Below are 23,164 nucleotides of genomic sequence, written 5' to 3' on the forward strand. Positions count from 1 at the left end.
TCGGGGTGGCCGGCGCAGCCGGGGCCGGCGCCGGAGCGGCCGTCGGGGTCGCCGGGGTCGTCGTCGTGCCCGCCTTCTCCGCCTTGGCTTCGGCCGCGCACTGCTTGTAATACTGGTTATAGGTCTGGCCGTTCAGCGTGTTCGCTGCTTTCGCCGCCTGATATTTCTCGCTGCATTCTTTTTGCACGGCCGATTTGGCCTGGGCGCCGCTGGACAGGCCCAACGCCGCGACGAGGGCAGTCATGGCGCAGAGGGAATGCATGGTTCGGATCGACATCAGGGGCTCCTCCCGGGGCGCGCGGGACTCGTCTGCAGCGCGCGGGAAGCCTCACGCAAAAGCCTCGAGGCGTCAAACGCGGATTGTCTCGTCTTTGGTCGATGCATCGACCGGCCTCCCGTCCCATCTCAAGCTGGTCGACAGGTGAACCAAGCACCGGCTCGGCTGTTTCAAGAGCGGTATTCTTCCCGGCATTCCAATGGCGTGACCAACTCCAAGGACGACCATGAGCGACACAAGCAGCCTTCATCTTCCCGTCGCCAGCAGCGCCATGATCCAGACCGACAGCTCCAAGCTGTTCCCCGACGACCGCCGCGCCCTCGAACAGGCGGTCCGCGCCCTGGAACACACCAATCTTGCGACGCGTCTCGCGACGCTTGTCGGGCGACAGCTCGGATCGCTGAGCCGTTTTCTTCCGATGGGCGTATCGGGCCTCGTGAACCGTGCCGCGGAGAAGGCGATCGGCGCGGCCCTGTCGGTCGCGCTTGGCAGCTTGCAAAAGCAGAAGAAGCCGATGCGCAACAGCCGCCTTGTGCATCGCGCGATGGCGGCGGCGTCCGGCGCCGCTGGCGGTCTGTTCGGATTGTCGAGCCTGGCCGTCGAGCTACCGGTCTCCACCGTCATTATTTTGCGCGCGATCGCCGATATCGCCCGGGACGAAGGCGAAGATTTGACCGACCCGGCGGTCGCGCTCGCCTGCCTCGAGGTTTTCGCGCTCGGCGCCCACGAGGCGGGTGATGATTTCACCGACAGCGGCTATTTCGCGACGCGCGGCCTGCTTGCCAAAACGGTCAGCGAGGCCAGTCGGTATGCCGTGCAACGCGGGGCCGCCGATGGCGCCGCCCCGGCCATGATTCGTTTGGTGAGCCAGATCGGCGCTCGGTTCGGGATCGTCGTTTCGGAGAAGCTTGCGGCGCAAGCCGTGCCGATCGTGGGAGCGGCCGGAGGCGCGGCGGTCAACTACGCGTTCGTCGAGCACTTTCAATCGATCGCCTTCGGCCATTTCACGGTGCGTCGCCTCGAAAAGGTCTACGGCACGGATGTGGTCCAGGCAGAATACCGCAAGCTTCATAGCGAATACATGCTGACGGCCGCCGCTTGACGGCAATGCGGGCTCTCGGAGAGGGCTTGGCGCGCTGTCACAGAAATGTCTAACATCACAGTGAACCAAGCCTTGACAACCGCGTTTCTCTACCGAAGAGGGGAACAGCACATGGTCGAGAGCAAAGGTTTTTCGCGCGTCTGTCTGATCAGCGGGTCGGTTTTGACCCTGTTCGCTTCGATCTCCCTTCCGAGCACAGCACAGGCCGGCTTTTTCGATCAGTTGTTCGGCGGTTCGCAGCCCAGCCAGCCGGAATATAATCAGGCGCCGCCGCAGCAGCAGCTCGATACGCAGCCTGAGCCATTCGTGCTGCAGCAGCGGCGCATTGTGAAGCGCGTTGTCGCCGACGATAAGCCTGTGCTCCAAAAGACCACCGATCTCCTCCACGACAAGACGTTGCGTCCCGGCGATGCCGTGATGATGAAGACCGGCATCCACGTGTACACCGGTCGTGAAACATCGACCCATCGGTCTGCAGATTTCTCGCCTCTCGATCAGGCCTCGCGGTTGAAGCCGAACAAGCGAATCGCCCTGGCGTCGATGGACGGCACGCGGAACGACCCGCTTGCTAAGGGCTCCGCGCCCGACACGCTGTCGTCCGGTCGTTCGGCTGCCGTAGGGACGCCGGTCGTGGCCGGCGTGAAATTTACGGACCAACGGGGCAAGACGATCCGCTACGTCGGACCTTAGTCGCCTCTAATCGTCGTGCTGAAGCGCGGCGATCGTGGCCGACGCGAGCGGCCGGGTAATCCGTCGCCCCGCAGACAGGGCAGCCTCGTCGACGGCCTGAACGAAACGCGTTACTGCCTCGAGTGATTGCTCAAGGTGAAGCGTAGCGTAAGCCACGACATCCTCCTCAATCCGGATCTGGCGGTCGGCAAACAGCTTGACGAGCACGGCGCGGACAAGCTCAGGACTGGGCCGCCCGATCCGGCTCAACGTCGCAAGACGAAGCCGCGACAAAAGATCGGCCGTCTGGATGGCCCAATGGTCGGGATTGGCGCGCGCCGTCAGCAGCAGCCATCCGCCAGCATCCCTCATCAGATTGATCAAGTGGAAAAGGCTGGCGTCGGACCGCTTCGTTCGATCGCAATCCTCCAGGAGGAGGGCTGCGGTTCCGGCTAGGGCTTGCGGATCGATTGCCTCGTCTCTCTGGACGATCCTAGCCCCGACGTGCTGCGCCCAGATAGCGGCAAGGTGACTTTTGCCGGAGCCGGGCGGTCCTGTCAGGACCAGCATGTGAGATGGCCAGTCGGGCCAGCGATCGATCAGCCGAAACGAGTCTTCATTGGACGGGGAGACGAGGAAATCCTCAAGATCGAAGGCCGGCGCGCGACCGAGATCCAAATTAAGCTGACGTGTCGGCCCAGAATTACGGTGTCTTTCCACCTCAAGCTGCGCCGCGCTCGCCCGGCACATCGGCGACCAGGACGGGAACGGGAACCGCATCGCCGGAATAGAACGGACTTTCGCGGTAGCGCTTGGTGGCAAACCGCAGCAACACGCCCGCTGCAGCCGCCACCGGCACTGCGATGATCAGGCCGGTAAAGCCGAACACGCTGCCGAAGGCGAGAAGTGCGAAGATGAGCCACACCGGATGCAGCCCCACCTTGTCGCCAACAAGTTTTGGCGACAGCACATTGCCTTCGAGAAACTGCCCGACCAGCACGATGCCGAGCGCCATGGCCGGAAGGTGCCAATTCGGCCAGCCCTGCACGACCGCGATGAGAAGCGACACGACCAGAACAAGCAGCGACCCGATATAGGGGATGAAGCTCAGAAGGCCGCCGGTCAGCCCGATCAGCAGGCCGAAGTTCAGGCCGATGATCGAGAGGCCGAGCCCGTACCAGACGGCGAGGAACAGGCAGACCAGCGACTGGCCGCGCAAGAATCCCGAGAGGGCAAGATCGATTTCATGCGCCAGCCCCCAGATCGTCTTGCGGTGGCGCGGCGGCACGAGGCCATCGATCGTCGTGACCATCCGCGGCCAGTCGACCAGAAGGTAGAACGCGACCACCGGCGTGATGACGAACCACGAGAGGATGTCGAGGATCGCGCCGCTTTGCGACAGAATGGAATTGGCGAAGCCGGCGAGCCATTGTGTGGCCTTGTTGGCGATCTCGCCGACCTGCCCCTTGAGGTCGGCCCCACTCGAGCTGTCCAGACCGAACTTCTGCATGATCGTGCCGATGAAGCCGTGCGTCAGCTCCCCGTTGGCGGACGTCAGAAGCCCTTCCGCGCGCGTGACGAGATCGGGCACGGCCTTGATGAAGCCGGCGAGCTGGCGCCCCAGCATCGGAAAGATAAGAACGGCGATCACGCAGAGAACGATGATCGATCCCAGCAGGATGATGGTTGTCGCCCAGGTACGACTGAGGCCGAGGCGCTGCATGCGGCCGACCACCGGGTCGAGAAGATAACCGAGCACCAGCGCGACCACGAACGGCGGAAGCACGGCACTGAATAGCCAGAGCAGGAAGGCGAAGGTCGCGAACGTCGCCAGCCAGAACCCGGTTTGCCAGCCGACCCCGACCGAACGGCCCCGCACGAATGTTCGCTTCATGTCGTGTCCTCGAGAGCTGAGTGCCGTATCCACCCCAGGAGATAGGCAGCCATGGCGAACAGCGTCAACGCCGCCGCGGCACAAATGCGGACCCGACCGCGCGCAGCCGATGCTTACCCACAGCTCCACACCAAAGATATTTCTGCGTTATGAGAAGGTTACAGCGATCTTCTGGACCTGTGGATGATCGAAGCGTTGGCGTTGCGGGCCGCCGTTTCGTCGCGTCTGTCGCCCGGCGCCGCGATCGAGCTTGCGTGCCCGGGACAGGACGCTTAAGGCGCATGGCAATCAGCCGTACGCGCGCGACGGCACCATTCCCTGATCCGCCCTCGGCTGCGAGGCGCCGGCCAAATTGCGAAACGAACGATGGGCGACAACGCGAAGACCGGGCTGACCTACGCCGATGCTGGCGTCGATATCGATGCCGGCAACGACCTCGTCCAGAGGATCAAGCCGCTCGTTCGCGCGACGCGGCGACCCGGCGCCGACGCCGAAATCGGTGGGTTCGGTGGCTTGTTCGACCTCAAGGCCGCCGGCTTCAGGGATCCGATTCTCGTCGCCGCCAATGACGGCGTCGGCTCCAAGGTGAAGATCGCCATCGAGACTGGGCGCCACGCCACGATCGGCATCGATCTCGTTGCGATGTGCGTGAACGATCTCATCGTTCAGGGCGCGGAACCGCTGTTTTTCCTCGATTATTTTGCCAGTGGCCGGCTCGACACCGACGTCGGTGTGGCGCTCGTCGAGGGCATTGCCGCCGGGTGCCGCGAGGCCGGCGCGGCACTGATCGGCGGCGAGACGGCGGAAATGCCCGGCCTCTACGCCGGCAAGGATTATGATCTCGCCGGATTCTCCGTCGGCGCCGCCGAGCGCGACGCGCTGCTGCCCCGCGGTGTTGCGGCCGGCGACGTCATCCTGGGTCTGCGCGCCTCCGGCGTTCATTCCAACGGCTACTCGCTGGTGCGCCGGATCGTCGCCGATGCCGGCCTCGAATGGACGGCGCCGGCGCCCTTCGCGCCAGAGATGGATTTGGCCGATGCCCTGCTCGTGCCGACCCGCATCTACGTGAAGACAGTGCTCCGCGTTCTCCGCGAGCAGACCGGACTCAAAGCGCTGGCCCACATCACCGGCGGCGGCTTCCCCGAAAACATCCCGCGCGTGCTGCCGAAAGGCTGCGCGGCGGCCATCGATCTTGGCGCGGTGCCGGTGCTGCCCGTGTTCCGCTGGCTCGCCAAGCAAGGCGGGGTTGCCGAGGCCGAAATGCTCCGGACCTTCAACTGCGGCATCGGCATGATCCTGGTCGTCGCGGCCGAGAGTGCCGAGGCCATCGAAGCGACGTTGCGCGACGCGGGCGAAGCCCCGGTGCACCTCGGCGCGATCGTGACGAGCGAGGGCCCGACGACGATCTTCTCGGGACGCCTCGATCTGTGAGCCCGCGCCGCAAGCGCACCGCGATCCTGATTTCCGGCGGCGGCTCCAACATGCGCGCGCTGATCGAAGCCGCGCGGGATCCAGCCTATCCCGCAGAGATTACGCTCGTCATATCTAACCGACCCGATGCCGGTGGTTTGGTCTATGCCAAAGCCGCCGGCATCGCGGCGTCCGTGGTGGACCATAAGATCTACGCTGGTCGGGAAGAGTTCGAGCGCTCGATGCAGGCGCTGCTCGAAATTCACCGCATCGAGCTCGTCTGCATGGCCGGCTTTCTCAGGATGGTAACGCCCTGGTTCATCGGGCAATGGGCCGGCCGTCTGCTCAACATCCACCCTGCCCTGTTGCCGGCTTTTCGCGGGCTCCACACGCATGAGCGCGCCTTGGCCGAGGGTGTAAAAATTCACGGCTGCACCGTCCACTTCGTCGTGCCGGCGATGGACGAGGGCCCGATCGTCGCGCAGGCCGCCGTCCCCGTGCTCGACAGCGACACGCCGGAAAGCCTCGGCCGCCGGGTGCTTGCACAGGAGCACATCATCTATCCCGCGGCGTTGGCCCGGGTCGCCGGGAATTGCGTGACGATCCAAGGCAATCGCACGTTCGATGTCGATCCCGCTGCGACGCCGAACCCGATGGTGATGCCGCCAATCGTGCCCAGCGACGCCTAATCCACGCAATCGTTGCCGTTTCGTCATATTTTAGTCTTCAAGGTTGAGACGAAGCTTGATCCCAGGCGTTGACTTGCCGACACGCGGTTGTGCCGTGTCGACGAGGGAGCTTCCCAATGCCGCTAATCCTTTTGATTATCGTTCTTGTTCTTCTGCTCGGAGGCGGTGGCTACGGCTACTCCAGCGGTGGTCTGGGAACGGGCGGCCTCGGCGGCATCGGTGGCCTGCTGATCCTGATCCTTGTGGTCTACTTCTTCTTCGGCCGCGGCGGCCGCGGGGTCTAAAAATCGACGCGCGCACGTCCAGGTTGGCGGCCCCTCGACATGGGCCGCCAACTCGCGTCAGGCTCGTCTCAAATAGTCTTTTGCCGCGGAAAACCACTCGGCTTGTTGCTTGCGTGCGAAGGCGGGTGCCCGTGTCAAGTTGGCAACCACGTCGTTCGCAATCTGGTAGGCTTCCTCTTTTCGGCCGATCTGATCGAGAAGCCGCATCTGTCGGATCCGCGGTTCCGGGCCGGGATAGTAGCGCGACAGGCCAGCATATTCTCCAAGCGCTTCGTCGAGCCGCCCGAGATTTTCGAGCGCACGCGCATAGAGCAGGTGGCCGTCCTGCGAGCGATAGGCAGGCCAATGCTGCTTGAGCGTATCCAGTGTCGTCAAAGCCTCGGCGGCCTTGCCAAGAGCGAACTGCGCCTTTGCCTTCCCAAGATAATAGACGGGTTCGTCCCCTTGCGGACTGGCGATAATGCCGTCGTAGAGCACCAAGGCTTCGTCGAACCGACGGAGGGCGAGACATTCATCGGCGAGAGCGAGGCGATTGCCGATCGTGTTGCTGGCGTCGAGGGCGTCGACCAGCGACCGATAGCGCCGGGTCGGATCGATCGCGCGGGTCAATTGGCCCTGGGTCTTGCGGACACCGGGCGCCCGGCGCCACTCCGGCAGAACCTCGAAGATGAGGTAGGCGGCAACGCCAAAGCCCGGCAAAAAGAACATGACATAGGCCCAGGGCCAGAACCGTCCGCTGCGCGCGGCGTGGATGATAAACCAACGTTCAAAAGAAACAGAATCGTGCCGAGAGCAGGCATAGGACACCCGATTTCATAAGGTTTTCAATGATGCTCGCCACAGTTTCTATCATGAACGGAGCGGCGCCGTCGTGTCGGGCCAACTGCTGTCGCAATCAAAAAAGGCGCGTCCAAAGACGCGCCTCCTCATCATGATCCTGCAAATTAGAGCGTCGCGTCAGCCGACGATCTCATTGCCGGCGAACCACTGGCCGATCTCGATCTTCGCGGTGTCGACGGCGTCCGAGCCGTGCGCCGAATTCTCGCCGACCGACAGCGCGTGCTCCTTGCGGATCGTGCCGGACTCGGCCTTCGACGGATCGGTGGCACCGAGGACGTCGCGGTAGGTCTTGATGGCGTTCTCGCCTTCGAGGACCTGCACGACCACCGGGCCGGCAATCATCGACTCGACGAGTTCGCCGAAAAACGGGCGCGCCTTGTGGACGGCATAGAAGGTTTCCGCCTGCTCGCGGGTCATCTTTACCCGCTTTTGCGCGACGATGCGCAGGCCGGCCTTCTCGATCAGCGCATTGATCGCACCGGTGAGGTTGCGGCGCGTCGCGTCGGGCTTGAGGATAGAGAAGGTGTGTTCGATCGCCATGAGCGCTAGGTCCTGCGGTAAATCTGGGAAGTGCCGCGCTTGTACCGATGCGAGGGGAAATGGGCAAGGCGGCGTCTAATCGATCGGCGCCACCGCGTAAGGATTGCTGCCCTTGGCCTGGCGCACCAGGACCGGCGTGTCGCCCGCACGCACCAACAGCCAGGTCAGGAGGGTCGCGACTGCAGCCATGATCGCGGCAACGAAGAGGATGCCCTGATAGCCGGCGCCAAATCCGTTCAAGGCAAGCGCATGCAGCGCCGCCCGCGGTGTTGCGCCGTCTACCCGGCCCGACAGATCCCCCGCCGCGACGCTGCGGATCAACGCGACCCGCTGCGACAGAAGATCGGGCGGCAGCCCGGCCGAGACCGTCGCCGTCACCCGGCCGAAGAGGACGGCGCCGAGCGCGGCAAAGCCGATGACGATTCCGCTGAAGCGCAGGGTGCCGGAGACTCCCGACGCCATGCCCGCCCGCTCCGGCGGGATGACGCTCATGCCGACTTTGGCGATCTCGCCGTTGAGAATGCCGGCCCCAGCGCCGGCGACCAGCATTCCGCCGAGCATGGCGGCATAGCTGAAGAGCGGCGCGACGAGCGCCATCCATAACAGCCCTGCCCCGATCAACGCCAAGCCGGCGGTGAGCAGCTGCCGCCCGGTGAAACGAAACGAGAGATGCGCGGCGACCAGACGCGGGACGAGAAACAGCGGCACCGCCATCGGCAGCATGAGAAGACCGGCGCCCTCCGGCCGATAACCCAGGCCATTCTGAAAATAGATCGGCAGATAGGTCAGCAGCGTCAGGAACGCCGCGGCAAAGGTAACCGACGCGACGCTGGCGCCGATATAGGTCGGCCGTCGAAACACCTTGAGATCGAGCATCGGACGCTGCTGCACCAACTCTGCGACGATAAACACGGCGAACAGCGACGCGGCGGCGCCCGCCTCGACTAGGATCGGAGGGCTGGTCCAGCCTTCTGTATTGCCGGAGATAAGCGCCAGCGTGGTCAGAAACAAAAAACTGCTGAAACTGACGAAGCCCAACACATCGACCCGCGTCGCGTCGGGATCGCGGGACTCTTCGAGGGCATAGGCCGTGATCGCGATCATCACAGCCCCCACAGGAATGTTGACGTAGAACGCCCACTCCCAGCCGAAATGCTGAGTGATGAAGCCGCCCGCGACAGGCCCCAAAGCGATCGCGATACCGATCACGGATCCCCAGAAGGCAAAGGCGCGGGCCCGCGCCGGGCCGCGAAATGAATGAGACAGCGTCGCCAGCGCGGCGCTCAGCTGCAGTGCGGCTCCGACGCCCTGCAACGCCCGGGCGCCGTTGAGCACCGTGACATTCGGTGCCGCGCCGCAGAGCAACGAAGCGACCGTAAAGATGGCGAGCCCGATCATCAGCAAGCGTTTGCGACCATAGCGGTCGGCGAGCGCGCCAGCCGGCATCAACAAAGAGGCGAAGATGAGCGTATAGGCGCTGATAACCCACTCGATAGCGGCGAATTGCGCTTTCAGAGACTCGGCAATCGACGACAGCGAAACCGCGACGATGTTGGTGTCGAGATTGATCATGAAGGACGGGATCGAAACGCAGAGAAGGATCAGCATGACCCGCGTTTTTTCGGCGGATCTCGTGTCGACACCCGTGGGCCTCCCGACCGATCCGGCGGTTGTTTTATCGTCGAGCAGAGCATCGCGCTCGTTCATGACACACCTCGTCGCAGCCATATCCGCGTCACGCCCATATAAGGGCAATTACCCACTTATCCATGGCCATGGTGTTGTGTCGTTGGTCGCAGCTTGAAAAAAAGGACGGCTGCCTTCCAGCAGCCGCCCCAGATGAGAGTCGCTCGCGAGAGGCCGTAGCGTCTCGCAAGCTGATTGCAGATTACTCGGCCGCCTGATGGAAGGAATCGGACTCCTTGGCGCCGGCTGCGCGGGCGGCGCGAACGCCGGCTGCATAGTCCGGATGGACCTTGTGGAAATGCGCAAGCTGACGCTCCGCGATGTCTTCCGGAATGCCGGCCATCGCATCCGCAATGTTGCCAAACAGCCGGCTCTTCTGGCCCTCGTCGAAGAGGTTGAACAGCGCCGTCACCTGGCTGTAATCGTCGTTGCCGTCGCGGTGGTTGTAATGCGCGGCGTCCCCGATGATGCGCAGCGGCGGCTCGGCGACCGACGGATCTTCCTTCGGGCCGTCGACCGAATTCGGCTCGTAATAGGCGTCCGGGTTGGTCGGGTTCGGGCGGAAGTTCAGCGCGCCGTCCTTGTGATAGGTATTGACCGCGACGATCGGGCGGTTGACCGGCAGAGCCTCGTAATGCGTGCCGATGCGATAGCGATGCGCGTCGGCGTAGGAGAACACGCGGGCCTGCAGCATCTTGTCCGGCGAGAAGCCGATGCCGGGCACGACGTTCGACGGTGAGAAGGCGGCCTGCTCGATCTCGTTGAAGTAGTTTTCCGGATTGCGGTTCAGCTCGAGAATGCCGACGTCGATCATCGGATATTCAGAATGCGGCCACACCTTGGTGAGGTCGAACGGGTTGTAGGTCGTCTTCTCCGCGTCGAGCTCGGGCATTACCTGAATCTGCATCTTCCACTTCGGGAATTCGCCCTTCTCGATGCCGCCGAACAGCGCTTCCTGATAGCTCTCGCGGGTCTTGGCGATCACGTCGTTGCCCTGGGCATTCGTATAATACGTATGGCCCTGCATAGTCTTGAAGTGGAACTTCACCCAGTGGCGGACGCCGTCCTTGTTCCAGAAGGAGAAGGTGTGCGAGCCGTAGCCGTTCATGAACATCGGCGCGGTCGGCAGACCGCGATCGGACATCAGGATGGTGACCTGATGCAGGCTCTCAGGCGAGAGCGACCAGAAATCCCACATCGCGGTGGGCGAGCGCATGTTGGTCTTGGGGTGGCGCTTCTGCGTGTGGATGAAGTCCGGGAACTTCATCGGGTCGCGGACGAAGAATACCGGCGTGTTGTTGCCGACGAGATCCCAGTTGCCCTGCTTGGTGTAAAATTTCAGCGCGAAGCCGCGGACGTCGCGTTCGGCATCGGCGGCGCCGGCTTCGCCAGCCACCGTCGAGAAGCGAGCGAGCATCTCGGTCTTGGTGCCGGGCTCGAACACTTTCGCCAGCGTGTATTGCGAAATGTCGTTGGTGATGGTCAGCGTGCCGAACGCGCCCCAGCCCTTGGCATGAACGACACGCTCCGGAATACGCTCGCGGTTCTGATGGGCCAGCTTTTCCAGCAGAATGTAATCTTCGAGAAGAACCGGGCCGCGCGGACCCGCGGTCAGTGAGTTCTGATTGTCGACAACCGGCTTACCGGCTGTCGTGGTGAGGATCTCGGCCATCGGAATTTCCTAAGTGGTGGAAGACTGGAATAGCTTTAAAGACGGGAGAGCCATAGATCAAATCGATTGTATCTATGATATCGATCGGGTGGGCCGATGGCTCTAGGAACTTCTCAGGCATGAATCTTCGCGATCTCCGCTACATCGTCGCGGTCGCAGACCACGCGCATTTCGGGCGCGCGGCGGTCGCCTGTGCGGTCAGCCAACCGACGCTCAGCGGCCAGATTCTCAAGCTTGAAAAAGAGCTTGGCGTCGAGTTGTTTGAACGCGTCGGCAAGACCATCCGCCTGACGAATGCCGGCGTCCCGGTGCTGGAACATGCCCGCCGTGCCGTAACAGCCGCCGACGACGTCCTGGCTGCCGCGGCTGTGCACCGGGACCCGAAGGCGGCGCCGCTTCGGCTGGGCATCATTCCTACGCTGGCACCCTACCTCATGCCGATCGTCTTGCCCGTCGTCCGCGAGCGCCTGCAAGGCCTTCATCTGACCTTGGTCGAGGATCTGACCAGCCGCCTGACCGATCCGATCCTGCAGGGCGACCTCGATGCGGCCCTGATCGCGTCGGAGCCGAACGAGGCAGGCCTGCGCGACGACGTGCTGTTCGACGAGCCGTTTTGGCTGGTCATGCCGAAGGATCATCTTTTGGCGCGTCAGACGACGATCGCGGCCGCCGACATCGATGCCACCGCTCTTCTCCTGCTCCGCGACGGCCATTGTCTGCGTGATCAGGCACTTGCGCTTTGCGAACGCCAGGATCTCGGCGGCCGCGCGATGGCCGACATGCGCGCCACCAGCCTCGATACCCTGATCCACATGGTCGATGCCGGCTATGGTCTGACCCTGATGCCGCATCTTGCGATCGCCCGCGATGTTCCGCTTCCGAAAAACCTCGTCGCACGCCGACTTGCAGGCCCGCAGACGTCACGCGGAATCAGAATGGTGTCGCGCCCGGGAAGCGCACGCCGTGTGACGATCGACAGGCTTGCCGGTCTGGTGCGCGACTGCGTCGCAGATGTTATGGATCGATAGTGATTTGCACAAAAGGTGCGCAGACAAAGCATGGCTAAGAGCGCGCCACTGCGAAGACGCGTCACCGAACAGGCAGCTACCCGCAATCGCAGGCGTAGACCGTTCGATTGATCTGCGTCTTCGTAGGCGCGATCCTTGCTTTGAGAACAGGCTTGTGCCTCTATTGGGAGACAGTGGAGACATCATGGTAGCCAAGACGCCGTCTGTCGGTCCGGCCTTCTGCAGCAACAGCGTTTTGCGTAAAGCAACACGCCGCCTTGGCCAGCTTTTCGACGACGTGATCGAGCCGAGCGGTCTCAAAGCCACGCAACATGGCCTCCTCGCCCATATCAAGATGCTCAACGCCCCAACGATCAAGGAACTCGCCGACAACCTGGTGATGGATCTGTCGGCGCTCGGGCATACGCTGAAACCCCTGGAGCGCGACGGCTATGTCGCGCTGGTGCGCGATGAACGCGATCGCCGCGCCAAGCGCGTGACCCTGACGCGGATCGGTGAAGCGAAACTGGAAGAGATGACCAAGCTCTGGCGAACCGCGCAGGTCCGCTTCGAGGCCGCGTTCGGCCAGCGCAAGGCCGAGAAACTGCGGAAGGCGCTCAGTCTTCTGGCTTCGGAAGATTTTAGCGAAGCCTTCCTGACGGCGACGAAGGTCCGGCGCCCCGATCGCGGCGCCTAGGCGCCTGAACCCCGAGAAATCCATGACCGATAACAAGCGTGTGGTCCTGGCCTCGCGGCCGAACCCGAATGTCAGCCTCGACAATTTCCGTCTGGAAACAGCGGCCCTGACGCCGCTCGGCGACGGTGAGGTGCGGGTCCGCAACCACTATCTCTCGCTCGATCCCTACATGCGCGGCCGGATGAGCGATGCCAAAAACTACGCCGCTCCTCAAGCGCTCGACGCGGTGATGATCGGCGGCACCGTCGGCGACGTCGTGGAATCCCGGAACCCGGCCTGGACCGTCGGCGACAAGGTCGTGGGGATCGGTGGCTGGCAGGAGTTTACGACATCCGCGGGCGCGGACATGCGGAAGATTCAAGGCACGGCGATCCCCTTGTCGGCCTATCTCGGCAGCGTCGGCATGCCCGGCGTCACAGCCTGGTACGGCCTCAATCGAATCTGTAAGGTGACAGCCGGCGAGACGATCGTCGTCAGTGCCGCCAGCGGCGCGGTCGGCAGCGTCGTCGGCCAGCTCGCGAAGATGAAGGGCGCGCGTGTCGTGGGCATCGCCGGTGGACCTGAGAAATGCGCCTACGTCACAGAGACGCTCGGCTTCGATGCCTGCGTCGACTACAAGGCCGGCGCGCTCGACAGCGACCTCGAGGCGGCGACGCCTAAGGGCATCGATGCCTATTTCGAGAACGTCGGCGGCGAGGCGACGAAGGTGGTGATCCAGCGGATCAACGCGTTCGGCCGTATCGCCGTCTGCGGCCTGATCTCGATCTACGACAATACCGCCCCGACAGCGATCGATTTCCGCCGCGTGCTCATCCAGCGCCTCACCATCGAAGGCTTCATCGTCTCCGAGCACATGGAGGTCTGGCCCGAGGCACTCAAGGAACTCGGCGCCCTCGTCGCGACCGGTAAACTGCAGTTCCGCGAAAGCATCGCCGATGGTCTGGCATCGGCGCCGGAAGCGTTCCTCGGCCTGTTGAAAGGCAAAAACTTCGGCAAGCAGTTGGTCAAACTGATCTAGCGGACAGGCTCCTTTCGCACTGCACACTCTTGCCTTCCCGATCTGCTCGGGCGACAAGCGGGCGTGCTCCACATCAATGACATAACGCTCCGCCTCGGGCCGCGCGTCCTGTTCGACAAGGCCAGTGCCGCCCTCCCCGAGGGTGCGCGCATCGGCTTCGTCGGCCGCAACGGGACCGGCAAGACCACCCTTTTCAAGATGATCGCCGACGAGCTGTCGCCGGACACGGGCTCGCTGACGCTGCCGAAGCAGATGCGGCTCGGCCGTGTCGAGCAGGAGGCCCCCGGCGGTCCCGGCACGCTGATCGACTTCGTGCTCGCCGCCGACGTCGAGCGGACGACCCTGTTGGAAGAGTCGGAGACCGCGACCGACCCGCAGCGCATCGCCGACATCCACACGCGCCTGATCGACATGAACGCCCATGCCGCCCCGGCCCGCGCCGCCCGTATTCTCGCCGGCCTCGGCTTCGACGTCGTGGCGCAGTCCCGCTCGCTGAGCGAGTTCTCCGGCGGTTGGCGCATGCGCGTCGCGCTGGCGGCCGTGCTGTTCTCCGAGCCGGACCTGCTGCTCCTCGACGAGCCGACCAACTATCTCGATCTCGAAGGCACGCTCTGGCTGATCGATTATCTCCAGCGCTATCCCGCGACCATCTTCGTCATCAGCCATGATCGCGACATGCTGGACGCCGTGTGCGACCACATCCTGCATCTCAACCATTCCAAGCTGACGCTGTGGACCGGCAACTACACAAGCTTCGAGAAGCAGCGCCGCGAGCAGCAGGCGATCGAGGCCAAGCACAAGAAGAAGCAGGACGAACAGCGCAAGCATCTGCAAGGCTTCGTCGACCGCTTCAGGGCTTCCGCCACAAAGGCCGCCCAGGCGCAGTCGCGCATCAAAATGCTGGCCCGGATGGAGCCCATATCGGCGATGATGGACGGTGGCGTGCTGCCCTTCCACCTGCCCTCGCCGGAAAAGCCGCTGAAGCCGCCGATCATTGCGATGGACCACGCCAGCGTCGGCTACGACGGCAAGGCGATCCTCAAAAACCTCAATCTCGTCATCGCCGACGACGACCGCATCGGCCTGCTTGGCTCGAACGGCAACGGCAAATCGACCTTCGCCAAGCTCGTCGCCGGCCGGCTCAGCGCGATGGAGGGCACCGTCAAGCGCTCCGGCAAGATGGAAGTCGGCTTCTTCGCCCAGCATCAGGTCGACGATCTCGACGAGCGCGCGACGCCCTACCAGTGCATCCAGCCGCTGATGAAGGGCGCCAGCGAGGCGCAGATCCGCGGCAAGTGCGCCCAGCTCGGCTTTCCCAACGTCAAAGCCGACACCAAGGTGGCGATGCTCTCGGGCGGCGAAAAGGCGCGCCTGCTGATGGGGCTCTCGACCTTCAACGGCCCGCACCTGCTGATCCTCGACGAACCGACCAACCATCTCGACATCGACAGCCGTGCCGCCCTCATCGAGGCGATCAACGAGTACACCGGTGCAGTGATCCTGGTATCGCATGATCGCTATCTGCTCGACGCCTGCGCCGACCGCCTCTGGCAGGTCGCCGATGGCAGCGTGACGCCCTACGAGGGCGACATGGACGACTACAAGGCTATGATCCTCAGCGCGACGAGCGACAGCAAGCCCAAGAAGAAGGCGCAGCAGAAAGCCGAAACTGCGCAAGCCAACGTCGTGCAACTGGCCGCCGTGGCGGCCAAGCCAGCGCCACCGCGGTCGGTCATCCCCGTGAAGAAGCGGCTTGCCGCCGTCGAGGAAAAGATCGCGCAGTTCCAGGGTTTCATCGCCCGTATCGACAAGGCGCTGTCCGATCGTGACGCCTTCATCAGCCAGCCGACGCGGGCGGCCCAGCTTGCCAAGCAGCGGGTCGACCTCGCCAAAGCTCTGGCGGTGGCCGAGGACGACTGGCTTATGCTGAGCGCCGAGCAGGACGCCGCACAGTGATACGCGCCGGGCGCCGACCGTTCGTGCTTTCGGCATGGGCGGTCGGCGTATGGGACCGGCCATGAGCGAGCGGGCCCAAAGCGATGCTCGCGCAGACTCCGCGGCATGGCGTTGGCCTGCCCTTGCCGCTCTCGCCTGCCTCGTCGTCGCCCTGGCCGCGGCGGCCCTCGCCGCTGGGCCCTACCTCTTCAATGGCGCATCGTTGCGGAGTGAAATTGCGGAGCAGGTTCGCACCACGACTGGGCTGATGCTCAAGGCCGATGGTCCCGTGCGGTTCAAGCTGCTGCCGCAACCCCACGTCGAGATGCTGGACCTCCACTTCAGCGATACCTCGGGTGCGCTCAAGATCGAGGCTACCGCGCTGGAAGGCGAGGTCCGCTTCCTGCCGCTCCTCGTAGGACGGCTCGAGATCGCCTCGGCGACGCTCGATCACCCCATGCTCAATATTGACCTGGACGGCAACGCGATGCCGACCGACAGCACGATCGGCCGCGCGATCAAGGCCGATGGCGCAAGTCAGCCCGCGGGGACCGGCCGCCTTGGCGTGGTCACCCTGGTCGAGGGAACGGCGGCGCTGAAAAGCAAGGCACGGGCGGGACCGACGCTGATCGAGGCGATCAACGTCACCGTGGACTGGCGCAATCTCGATGCGCCGGCGAGCGTCACCGGCACCGTCCGTTTCAAGGGCGTGGCCGCCGACGTCGCGGCATGGCTGGGACAGCCGTCCAGCCTGCTTCGCGGCGACCATTCGGCGATCGCGCTCCGCATCCATTCGGCGCCCCTCGACGTCTCGGCGAACGGCGACCTGACGACTGCGCCTGGCCTCAGTTTCCACGGCCGGCTGTCTGCCGGCGCGCCGAAATTGGCGGACGCCCTTGCTTTGGGCGCCTATAGCGCGACCCTTCCGGCGCCGTTCGCCAATGTGGCCCTGACCGGCGACGCGACGATCGGCGGCGGCGCCCTGGATCTTCCCAACGTCCGCCTGCGCCTCGACGGCAACGATTACGAGGGGACACTGGCCTATCAGGCACCGAACGGCCGGGCGGCGCTCGCCGGAACGCTGGCAACCGAACAGTTGTCGCTCGCGCCATTTCTGAACGCGGCGCCGCCGATGCTCGATGCCGACCGGCACTGGTCCACCGAAAGGCCCGGACTCGATCACAGCGACCACATCGATCTCGATCTGCGGATCTCCGCCACGCATCTCCGCCTGCCGCCCTTCGTCATCGACGACGCCGCCCTGGCCGTCATGACGCGCGACAACCGGACGGAGGTCGCGCTCGTCGAAGGCAAGGCCTACGGCGGCACGCTCAAGGGCCGTGCCTCGATCGGCGTCAACGATACAGGTTTAAGCCTTCGCGCGACCGGGTCGCTCAACGATGCCGATGCCAGCGCGCTCACCTGGGACGGTTTCGGACGGCAACTCGCGGCGGGGTCGCTGTCGATCTCGACCAATCTCGAAAGTGCCGGTCAGACCCCCAGGGCCCTAATGAAAGGCCTACACGGCTGGGCCAAGGGCCGGGCCAGCGATGGCGAATTTTCGGGCGTCGATTTCGGCCACGGCCTGCGCGAGCTGGCGCGGCAACGATTCGAAGCCGTCCTTCCCGCGCTCCGCAACGGGCGAACACCCTTCGACACCCTGCTGTTCGGCCTGCAGATCGCCGACGGCGTTGCAACGATCGACGATGGTCTTTTGAAAGGGCCGGATGCGACGCTTAGTGTCGATGGCAAGGCGGACATCGGGCAACGCGCCCTCGACCTTCACGCCATAGCCTCGACATCCACCGGGGATCCAGCCGCGACGACGCCGAAGTTGCGCTTCGAAATCGGCGGCACGTTCGATCATCCGACCTTCGCGCCCGTGTTCGGGGGCGGTTTGCCGCCGGCAGGCGAGCCGCCGGCAAACCCTTAAGTCATTGGGCGGCGGCGCGTTCGGCCGCGCGCAACGTGTTGGCCATCAACATGGCGATCGTCATCGGGCCGACGCCACCGGGCACGGGCGTGATCGCGGCGGCGTTCACCGCGCAACCCGCATAATCGACGTCGCCGACCAGCTTGGTCTTCGGCTTACCCGCGGCATTGAGGCCTTCGCCGGGAACGCGATTGATGCCGACATCGATCACGATCGCACCCGGCTTGATCCACTCGCCCTTGATCATTTCGGGACGGCCGACGGCGGCGACGACGAAATCGGCTTTCTGCACCGTCGCCTTAAGGTCTTTCGTGCGAGAGTGGGCGATGGTCACCGTCATGTTCTTCGACAGCAGCAGCTGCACCATCGGTTTGCCGACGATGTTGGAGCGACCGACGACCACGGCCTCCATGCCGTCGAGTTTGACGCCCAGAGCGGCAGCGGTCTTCTCGATGAGAACCAAGCTGCCCGCAGGGGTGCAGGGCACGAGGGCACGCGTGACGTCGCCGACTCCAAGCAGGCCGACGTTGACGGGATGAAAGCCGTCGACGTCTTTTGACGGTGACACAGCTTCGAGCACCTTGGTCGAGTCGATGCCGTCCGGCAGCGGCAGTTGGACCAGAATGCCGTGGATCTGCGGATCGGCGTTCAGCTCGGCGATGAGCTTGAGCAGCTCAGCTTCGGTGGTCGTCGCTTCGAGGTCGTGTTGCACGGAGTGGAAGCCGCAGGATTTGGCGGCCTTGCCCTTAGCGCCGACATAGACTTGGCTCGCGGGGTTTTCACCGACGAGTACGACGGCGAGGCCGGGAGTCGTGCCGCGCGCGACGAGCGCCTTGGCGCGCTCCGCCACTTCTTCCAAAACTTGAAGCGAGGCGATCTTGCCGTCGATGATCCGGCCCCCGTGCTCGGAGGAGCGAATGACGTCCGCGTGCGCGGGCTGATCGGACAGGCCAAGAGTCATTGTGACAACCTCTTCCAGGGTTTGAGCGTCAAAGTCGCGCTTTCTGTCAGGTTTCCCCAGGACTGTCGCTGAAAAATTGTTGAGCGGATGCAGCATAAAAGTTAGGGGCGGGAAGCGGGCCTCTGTCGATCGTCGACATCGTTGCCAGATGCGGTGACCGAAATGACCGATGACAAAACTGCGACCATCCACGACCCGGGTCAGCCGATCTTGGACGTGATCGAGCGCGGTTTGGCCGACACGCGGGCCAGCCGCGTCTTCCCGCGTGAAACCATGACTGCAGCTTTGCAGGCGCTGCTTGGCCGGGGCAAGACCGATGGCGGTGCGGCACCGGCGACCGCCGGCGAGCGGCCGGTGGTGTGGGCCCTGACAGCTCGCGACACGGTTTTAGAGATCGTCCGCACGATCGCCGAAACAGATGCAGCCGCCGGGGCCCACCTCGCCGAGCGGTTCGATCAGGCCGGCAAGCAGCTCGCGATCGCGGCTCACGGCCGTCCCGGTCGGCTCGCCTTCACCTACGAGACGGCGCAGGCCGTCCCGCCTTACACGCTGGCCTTCGAAATCGTCACCTGGCAGAAGGCCGGCGACGTGATCGCTATCCTGGCCGTCGTCGCGGATGCGGACACGCCCATTGGTTTCGAGGCCCCCATCGTCTGGTGAGCTTCAGCCTGGCGTGAAGGCATAGGTCGCCGCGTGGCGGCGCGTCGTGCCGGCTTCGAGCTGGATCATCGACGGCTTTTTCCAAAGATCCCCGTCGCTGTCCTCCATATCGCCATGTCCCGTCCAGGCTTCGATCGAGAGAAACCGGCCGCCCGGCCGCGCCCAAAGGGCGATATGGGGAAAATCCTCCAGAGTTACCGTGATCGCGGCATCGTCCCGATGAGCAAATCGCAGACTCCGGCTTTTGGCTTCGAGAAAGCACAGCGCCTCGCGAGCGAACAGCGCCTCTGATAGCGCGAGCCTGGGGCCGTCGATCGGCACGCGGCGCCGCTGCCGTGTGAACAAGCCGTCAGGCGCGATCATCGGGACCGTCGAGGCCTCGGACTCCGCAAAGTCGATCGCGTAATCCTCGGGCGTTCCTCCAGCGAATGGCCAGCAGAAGCCGGGATGCAGGCCGCAGGCATAGGGCATCGCGCCGGTCCCCGTATTGTGGATCGTAAGCTCCGTGCGCAGCGCATCGGCGGTCAGGCGGAAGGTCACCGCAAGCGAGAAGTCGAACGGGAAGACGGTCCGGCTTTCGTCCGAGGCGTCGAGCATCAGGCAGGCCCAGTCCGCCTCCTGCGCCGCGATCCTGAAACGCATTGCGCGGGCAAAACCGTGCAGGCCCAGCGGATAGCTCTGCCCGTCGACGCGAACGCTGCCGTCACGCGTCCACCCCACCACCGGAAACAGGATCGGCGCCGTGTCGGCCCAAACCGCCGGATCCGGCGACCAGATCAACGCACGACCCGCGACCGACCAGGCCCGAAGTTCGGCTCCATGCAGGGCGATGTCGGCGACCGCTTCGCCACTCCGCAAACGAATCGTGTGGCTCAAAGCGGCGCCGTCAGCAGCGGCATCACCGGCACGTAGACCGACAGGGCCTGTCGGCGCTGGGTGAACCGCGCGGGGGTCTGGGTCACAAGCTCGCCGTCAGCATTCACGGGTCGCGGCCTGCGTGTGATGACCTCGAAACTGGCACCACGGGCCGTGCGCACCTCGTCGACCGCGCCGTGGCCGCCTTTTTTGAAGGTTCGGATCATCAGGGCCATCCGCCAGACCTGCGAGAATTCCAGCGAATAAAGATCGAGGTGTCCGTCGTCGATCTGCGCGTCGGTGGCGACGATGTTGCCGCCCCCATAGAACCGGCCGTTGCCGACCGTGATCTGCATGGTGCGAACCATGGTTTTCTGCTCGCCGATCAGCAGGGTCGCATGGAACGGCCGCGCTTGCATCAGCAGGCGGCTGGCGCTGATGGCATAGCTGAGGCGGCCGAAGCGCCGTTTGCTGTCAGTGGTCAGATGCTGTGCCAGATCGGCCGCCAGCCCGACGCTCGCCACGTTGAAGAACGGGTGGCCGTTGACCTCGCCGATGTCGATTTTTCGCGTCTTGCCGCTGCAGATCGCCTCTGCGGCGGCCCCGACATCAAGCGGTAAGCCGATCGAACGCGCAAAGTCATTGGCCGTCCCGAGAGGCAGAACACCGAATGGCAGCCCCGTCGCCAGAAGCCCTGGACAAGCGGCATTGAGGGTACCGTCACCGCCGCCGACGATGACGCAATCGACCATGTTACGATGGGCAAGAATGCAGTTGGCGATATCGGCGCTACGATCGCACACGCTTTCGGCGAGCACGATGCCGCCGGATTGCAGACGATCGAGAGCTGCGTTGATCGCCTGCTGGCCATTCCGGCTCGCCGGATTGACGATCAAAAGCGCTCGCCGCTGCTGAGGTGACTCCGCCAATCCGCATCCTCTTCGGCTCGCAACAAGGTGATCAGGTGCCGACTTAGCGACATCTCGCTCAAATTCGCCTCGTCTCAAAGGAGAAAGTGGCCAAGGCGGCCCGCCCGGAGCGGCACCGCGATGCGCAATAGGATCGCGGGCTACCTAGCCACACCAATCGCGATAGCAGCCCCTCCTCCTCCCGAGGCCTAGCCTGCCACCGCAGCTCAAGCTATGGTTACTCGACAGGGCTGATCCCCTCAGCCTTTCCAGAGCGCCAGGACAGCCCCTATCTCATGACTCATGCGAACAACGTGTGCATGCGGCGCATTCTCTGCGTGTTCCCGCATTACGAACCGTCTTTTGGGACCTTCGAACACGCTTACGCCCTGCTGGACAAGACCAAAGCCTTCATGCCCCCGCAGGGGCTTCTGGTCATCGCCTCGATATTGCCTGAACATTGGGAAGCCCGTTTCGTCGACGAAAACATGGGCCCGGCCACGGCTGAAGATTTCCTCTGGGCCGATGCCGTCTTCGTCAGCGGCATGCACATCCAACGTCGGCAGATCGACGACATCAATCGCCGCGCCCACAACTTCGACAAGCCGACCGTTCTCGGCGGCCCGTCCGTGTCGGCCTGCCCGGAAAACTACCCCGCCTTCGATTATCTCCATGTCGGCGAGCTCGGCGACGCGACGGACGACCTGATCGCCATCCTCGGCGACTCCGTCGCCCGCCCGGATCGGCAGCTCCTACTCAGGACCAAGGTCCGGCGCGAGCTCAGCCAGTTCCCGATCCCGGCCTACGAGCTCGCCGAGATCGACCGTTATATGCTGGGCACCATACAATTTTCGAGCGGCTGCCCCTACAAGTGCGAGTTCTGCGACATTCCCGGCCTCTACGGCCGTGTGCCGCGTCTGAAGACGCCAGCCCAGATCACCGCAGAGCTCGACAAGCTGCTGGCCTTCGGCGTCAACGGCTCGGTCTACTTCGTCGACGACAACATCATCGGCAACCGCAAGGCGATCCGCGAGCTGCTGCCGCATCTCGTCGAATGGCAGAAGAAGAACGGGTTCGCGATCTCCTTTGCCTGCGAAGCGACGCTCAACATCGCCCGTTCGCCCGAAGTGCTCGCCCTGATGCGCGAAGCCGGCTTCGAGGCGATCTTCTGCGGCATCGAGACGCCGGAGGAGGATGCCCTGACCGCGATGGACAAGGGCCACAACATGGTCATGCCCATCCTCGACGCCGTGAAGATCATCAACGACCACGGCATGCAGGTCGTCTCCGGGATCATTCTGGGCCTGGATTCCGACACGCCGGAGTCGGGCGGCAAGGTGCTCAACTTCATCGAGCAGTCGAAGATTCCGATGCTCACCATCAACCTGCTGCAAGCCCTGCCCCAGACGCCGCTGTGGGACCGCCTGGCAAAGGCCGGCCGGCTCGACGATCAGGAGGATCGCGAGTCGAACGTGCACTTCCTGATGCCTTACGACGAGGTGCTGGCGATGTGGCGCCAGTGTATGGAACGCGCCTACCAGCCGGCCACCGTCCTCGACCGCTACGCCCATCAGACCCGAGTCACCTGGCCGAACAGACTGCCGCGCCCCAACAGCAAACAGCGCACCAGCTGGAAGAACATCAAGAAGGGCCTGACGATTCTCAGCCGCCTGGTCTGGTTCGTCGGCATCAGGGGCGATTATCGCGTAGCGTTCTGGAAATTCGCGATTCCGTTGATCGCACGTGGCGAAATGGAAGCGTTGCTGACTTACGCGATCCCGGCGCACCATCTGATCATGTTCGCGCGCGATGCCTGCTCAGGAAAGGGAAACGCGTCCCATTATTCGGCAAAGCTGAGATCGGCCGAGCCGGCCCTGATGAATGCCGCAGAGTAAATCCGGCATTCTTTTTACCATCACCGACATGATCAGGAGCCGGCTTTGTCCGGCTCCTTTTTTGATGTCAGCGGCCATGCCTGGACGTCACCCCCGCCTGCTGCCCGCAGAGCCGACCATCCCTAACGTTCCGGACCTCGCGAGCACCCCATTATTCTTGTCAAGCCATGGCCTAAGCCACCTTTCGTCGGTCCGTCTTGCTGGCAAAACCAGTAAAACCAAGCCTCCCATT

21 protein-coding genes and 1 pseudogene are annotated in these 23,164 nt (G+C 63.9%); 12 read left to right on the forward strand and 10 right to left on the reverse strand.

What is annotated here, in order from left to right; translation table 11 throughout:
- Window positions 1-277, reverse strand: a pseudogene (locus GSQ79_RS03250) (hypothetical protein); the annotation flags it as partial.
- Window positions 278-503: 226 nt separating this feature from the next.
- Here GSQ79_RS03250 and GSQ79_RS03255 point away from each other — a divergent pair.
- Together GSQ79_RS03255 and GSQ79_RS03260 are read left to right on the forward strand one after the other, a co-directional pair.
- On the forward strand, window positions 504-1,379 hold the full coding sequence (locus GSQ79_RS03255) for an EcsC family protein (protein ID WP_246725076.1): 876 nt from the start codon (window positions 504-506) through the stop codon (window positions 1,377-1,379).
- 111 nt (window positions 1,380-1,490) lie between these two features.
- On the forward strand, window positions 1,491-2,069 hold the full coding sequence (locus tag GSQ79_RS03260) for a hypothetical protein (protein ID WP_158807306.1): 579 nt from the start codon (window positions 1,491-1,493) through the stop codon (window positions 2,067-2,069).
- A 6-nt stretch (window positions 2,070-2,075) separates the two neighbouring features.
- Here GSQ79_RS03260 and GSQ79_RS29280 read toward each other — a convergent pair whose 3' ends face one another.
- Both GSQ79_RS29280 and GSQ79_RS03270 read right to left on the reverse strand, forming a co-directional pair.
- Window positions 2,076-2,420, reverse strand: coding sequence for a hypothetical protein (locus GSQ79_RS29280; RefSeq protein WP_246725077.1), 345 nt, complete (start codon window positions 2,418-2,420; stop codon window positions 2,076-2,078).
- A 349-nt stretch (window positions 2,421-2,769) separates the two neighbouring features.
- On the reverse strand, window positions 2,770-3,942 hold the full coding sequence (locus GSQ79_RS03270) for an AI-2E family transporter (protein WP_158807308.1): 1,173 nt from the start codon (window positions 3,940-3,942) through the stop codon (window positions 2,770-2,772).
- Between the two features lie 366 nt (window positions 3,943-4,308).
- Between GSQ79_RS03270 and purM the strand changes: the two genes are divergently transcribed.
- The 3 genes from purM to GSQ79_RS03285 all read left to right on the forward strand — a co-directional run bounded on the left by purM (window position 4,309) and on the right by GSQ79_RS03285 (window position 6,325).
- On the forward strand, window positions 4,309-5,373 hold the full coding sequence (gene purM / locus GSQ79_RS03275) for a phosphoribosylformylglycinamidine cyclo-ligase (protein ID WP_158807309.1): 1,065 nt from the start codon (window positions 4,309-4,311) through the stop codon (window positions 5,371-5,373).
- Window positions 5,370-6,041: a phosphoribosylglycinamide formyltransferase gene (gene purN / locus GSQ79_RS03280; protein ID WP_158807310.1), complete on the forward strand. Its 672-nt coding sequence runs from the start codon at window positions 5,370-5,372 to the stop codon at window positions 6,039-6,041. Before purM ends, purN begins: the two co-directional genes overlap by 4 nt.
- Window positions 6,042-6,157: 116 nt before the next feature.
- Entirely contained in the window at window positions 6,158-6,325 is a 168-nt protein-coding gene (locus GSQ79_RS03285) for a DUF3309 domain-containing protein (protein ID WP_158807311.1), read from the forward strand.
- Between the two features lie 57 nt (window positions 6,326-6,382).
- Here GSQ79_RS03285 and GSQ79_RS03290 read toward each other — a convergent pair whose 3' ends face one another.
- The 4 genes from GSQ79_RS03290 to GSQ79_RS03305 all read right to left on the reverse strand — a co-directional run bounded on the left by GSQ79_RS03290 (window position 6,383) and on the right by GSQ79_RS03305 (window position 11,063).
- Entirely contained in the window at window positions 6,383-7,033 is a 651-nt protein-coding gene (locus GSQ79_RS03290) for a hypothetical protein (RefSeq protein ID WP_158807312.1), read from the reverse strand.
- A 249-nt stretch (window positions 7,034-7,282) separates the two neighbouring features.
- The gene (gene ndk / locus GSQ79_RS03295; protein ID WP_158807313.1) at window positions 7,283-7,705 is read right to left on the reverse strand and encodes a nucleoside-diphosphate kinase; all 423 of its coding nucleotides are present in this window, start codon (window positions 7,703-7,705) and stop codon (window positions 7,283-7,285) included.
- A gap of 75 nt (window positions 7,706-7,780) precedes the next feature.
- Window positions 7,781-9,412, reverse strand: a complete 1,632-nt coding sequence (locus GSQ79_RS03300) for an MFS transporter (protein WP_210252999.1) — start codon at window positions 9,410-9,412, stop codon at window positions 7,781-7,783.
- 181 nt (window positions 9,413-9,593) lie between these two features.
- Window positions 9,594-11,063, reverse strand: coding sequence for a catalase (locus GSQ79_RS03305; protein WP_158807314.1), 1,470 nt, complete (start codon window positions 11,061-11,063; stop codon window positions 9,594-9,596).
- A gap of 119 nt (window positions 11,064-11,182) precedes the next feature.
- Here GSQ79_RS03305 and GSQ79_RS03310 point away from each other — a divergent pair, with 119 nt between their 5' ends.
- From GSQ79_RS03310 to GSQ79_RS03330, 5 genes are all read left to right on the forward strand, one after another.
- On the forward strand, window positions 11,183-12,091 hold the full coding sequence (locus GSQ79_RS03310) for a LysR substrate-binding domain-containing protein (protein ID WP_158807315.1): 909 nt from the start codon (window positions 11,183-11,185) through the stop codon (window positions 12,089-12,091).
- Complete coding sequence (locus GSQ79_RS03315; protein WP_368669910.1) at window positions 12,075-12,767, forward strand: MarR family winged helix-turn-helix transcriptional regulator; 693 nt, start codon at window positions 12,075-12,077, stop codon at window positions 12,765-12,767. The genes GSQ79_RS03310 and GSQ79_RS03315 overlap by 17 nt, the downstream gene beginning before the upstream one ends.
- A gap of 22 nt (window positions 12,768-12,789) precedes the next feature.
- Window positions 12,790-13,785 carry an NADP-dependent oxidoreductase gene (locus GSQ79_RS03320; RefSeq protein WP_158807316.1) on the forward strand — a complete coding sequence of 332 codons (996 nt, stop codon included), beginning with the start codon at window positions 12,790-12,792 and terminating at the stop codon, window positions 13,783-13,785.
- A gap of 63 nt (window positions 13,786-13,848) precedes the next feature.
- The gene (locus GSQ79_RS03325) at window positions 13,849-15,741 is read left to right on the forward strand and encodes an ABC-F family ATP-binding cassette domain-containing protein (RefSeq protein ID WP_158807317.1); all 1,893 of its coding nucleotides are present in this window, start codon (window positions 13,849-13,851) and stop codon (window positions 15,739-15,741) included.
- A 61-nt stretch (window positions 15,742-15,802) separates the two neighbouring features.
- Complete coding sequence (locus GSQ79_RS03330; protein ID WP_158807318.1) at window positions 15,803-17,653, forward strand: AsmA family protein; 1,851 nt, start codon at window positions 15,803-15,805, stop codon at window positions 17,651-17,653.
- A gap of 1 nt (window position 17,654) precedes the next feature.
- Here GSQ79_RS03330 and GSQ79_RS03335 read toward each other — a convergent pair whose 3' ends face one another.
- The gene (locus tag GSQ79_RS03335) at window positions 17,655-18,614 is read right to left on the reverse strand and encodes a bifunctional 5,10-methylenetetrahydrofolate dehydrogenase/5,10-methenyltetrahydrofolate cyclohydrolase (protein ID WP_158807319.1); all 960 of its coding nucleotides are present in this window, start codon (window positions 18,612-18,614) and stop codon (window positions 17,655-17,657) included.
- 210 nt (window positions 18,615-18,824) lie between these two features.
- On the opposite strand from GSQ79_RS03335, the gene GSQ79_RS03340 reads away from it, so the two are divergent.
- A complete protein-coding gene (locus tag GSQ79_RS03340) occupies window positions 18,825-19,274 on the forward strand; it encodes a type II toxin-antitoxin system RelE/ParE family toxin (RefSeq protein ID WP_158807320.1) in 450 nt (149 codons plus the stop codon).
- 3 nt (window positions 19,275-19,277) lie between these two features.
- On the opposite strand, the gene GSQ79_RS03345 is transcribed toward GSQ79_RS03340, so the two are convergent.
- Window positions 19,278-20,150: an aldose 1-epimerase family protein gene (locus GSQ79_RS03345; RefSeq protein ID WP_158807321.1), complete on the reverse strand. Its 873-nt coding sequence runs from the start codon at window positions 20,148-20,150 to the stop codon at window positions 19,278-19,280.
- On the reverse strand, window positions 20,147-21,058 hold the full coding sequence (locus tag GSQ79_RS03350) for a lipid kinase (protein WP_158807322.1): 912 nt from the start codon (window positions 21,056-21,058) through the stop codon (window positions 20,147-20,149). Before GSQ79_RS03350 ends, GSQ79_RS03345 begins: the two co-directional genes overlap by 4 nt.
- A 275-nt stretch (window positions 21,059-21,333) precedes the next feature.
- Here GSQ79_RS03350 and GSQ79_RS03355 point away from each other — a divergent pair, with 275 nt between their 5' ends.
- A complete protein-coding gene (locus GSQ79_RS03355; protein ID WP_158807323.1) occupies window positions 21,334-22,932 on the forward strand; it encodes a B12-binding domain-containing radical SAM protein in 1,599 nt (532 codons plus the stop codon).
- Window positions 22,933-23,164: the final 232 nt, after the last annotated feature.

It is taken from the genome of Beijerinckia sp. L45 (assembly GCF_009765775.1).
GTDB lineage: Bacteria > Pseudomonadota > Alphaproteobacteria > Rhizobiales > Beijerinckiaceae > RH-AL1.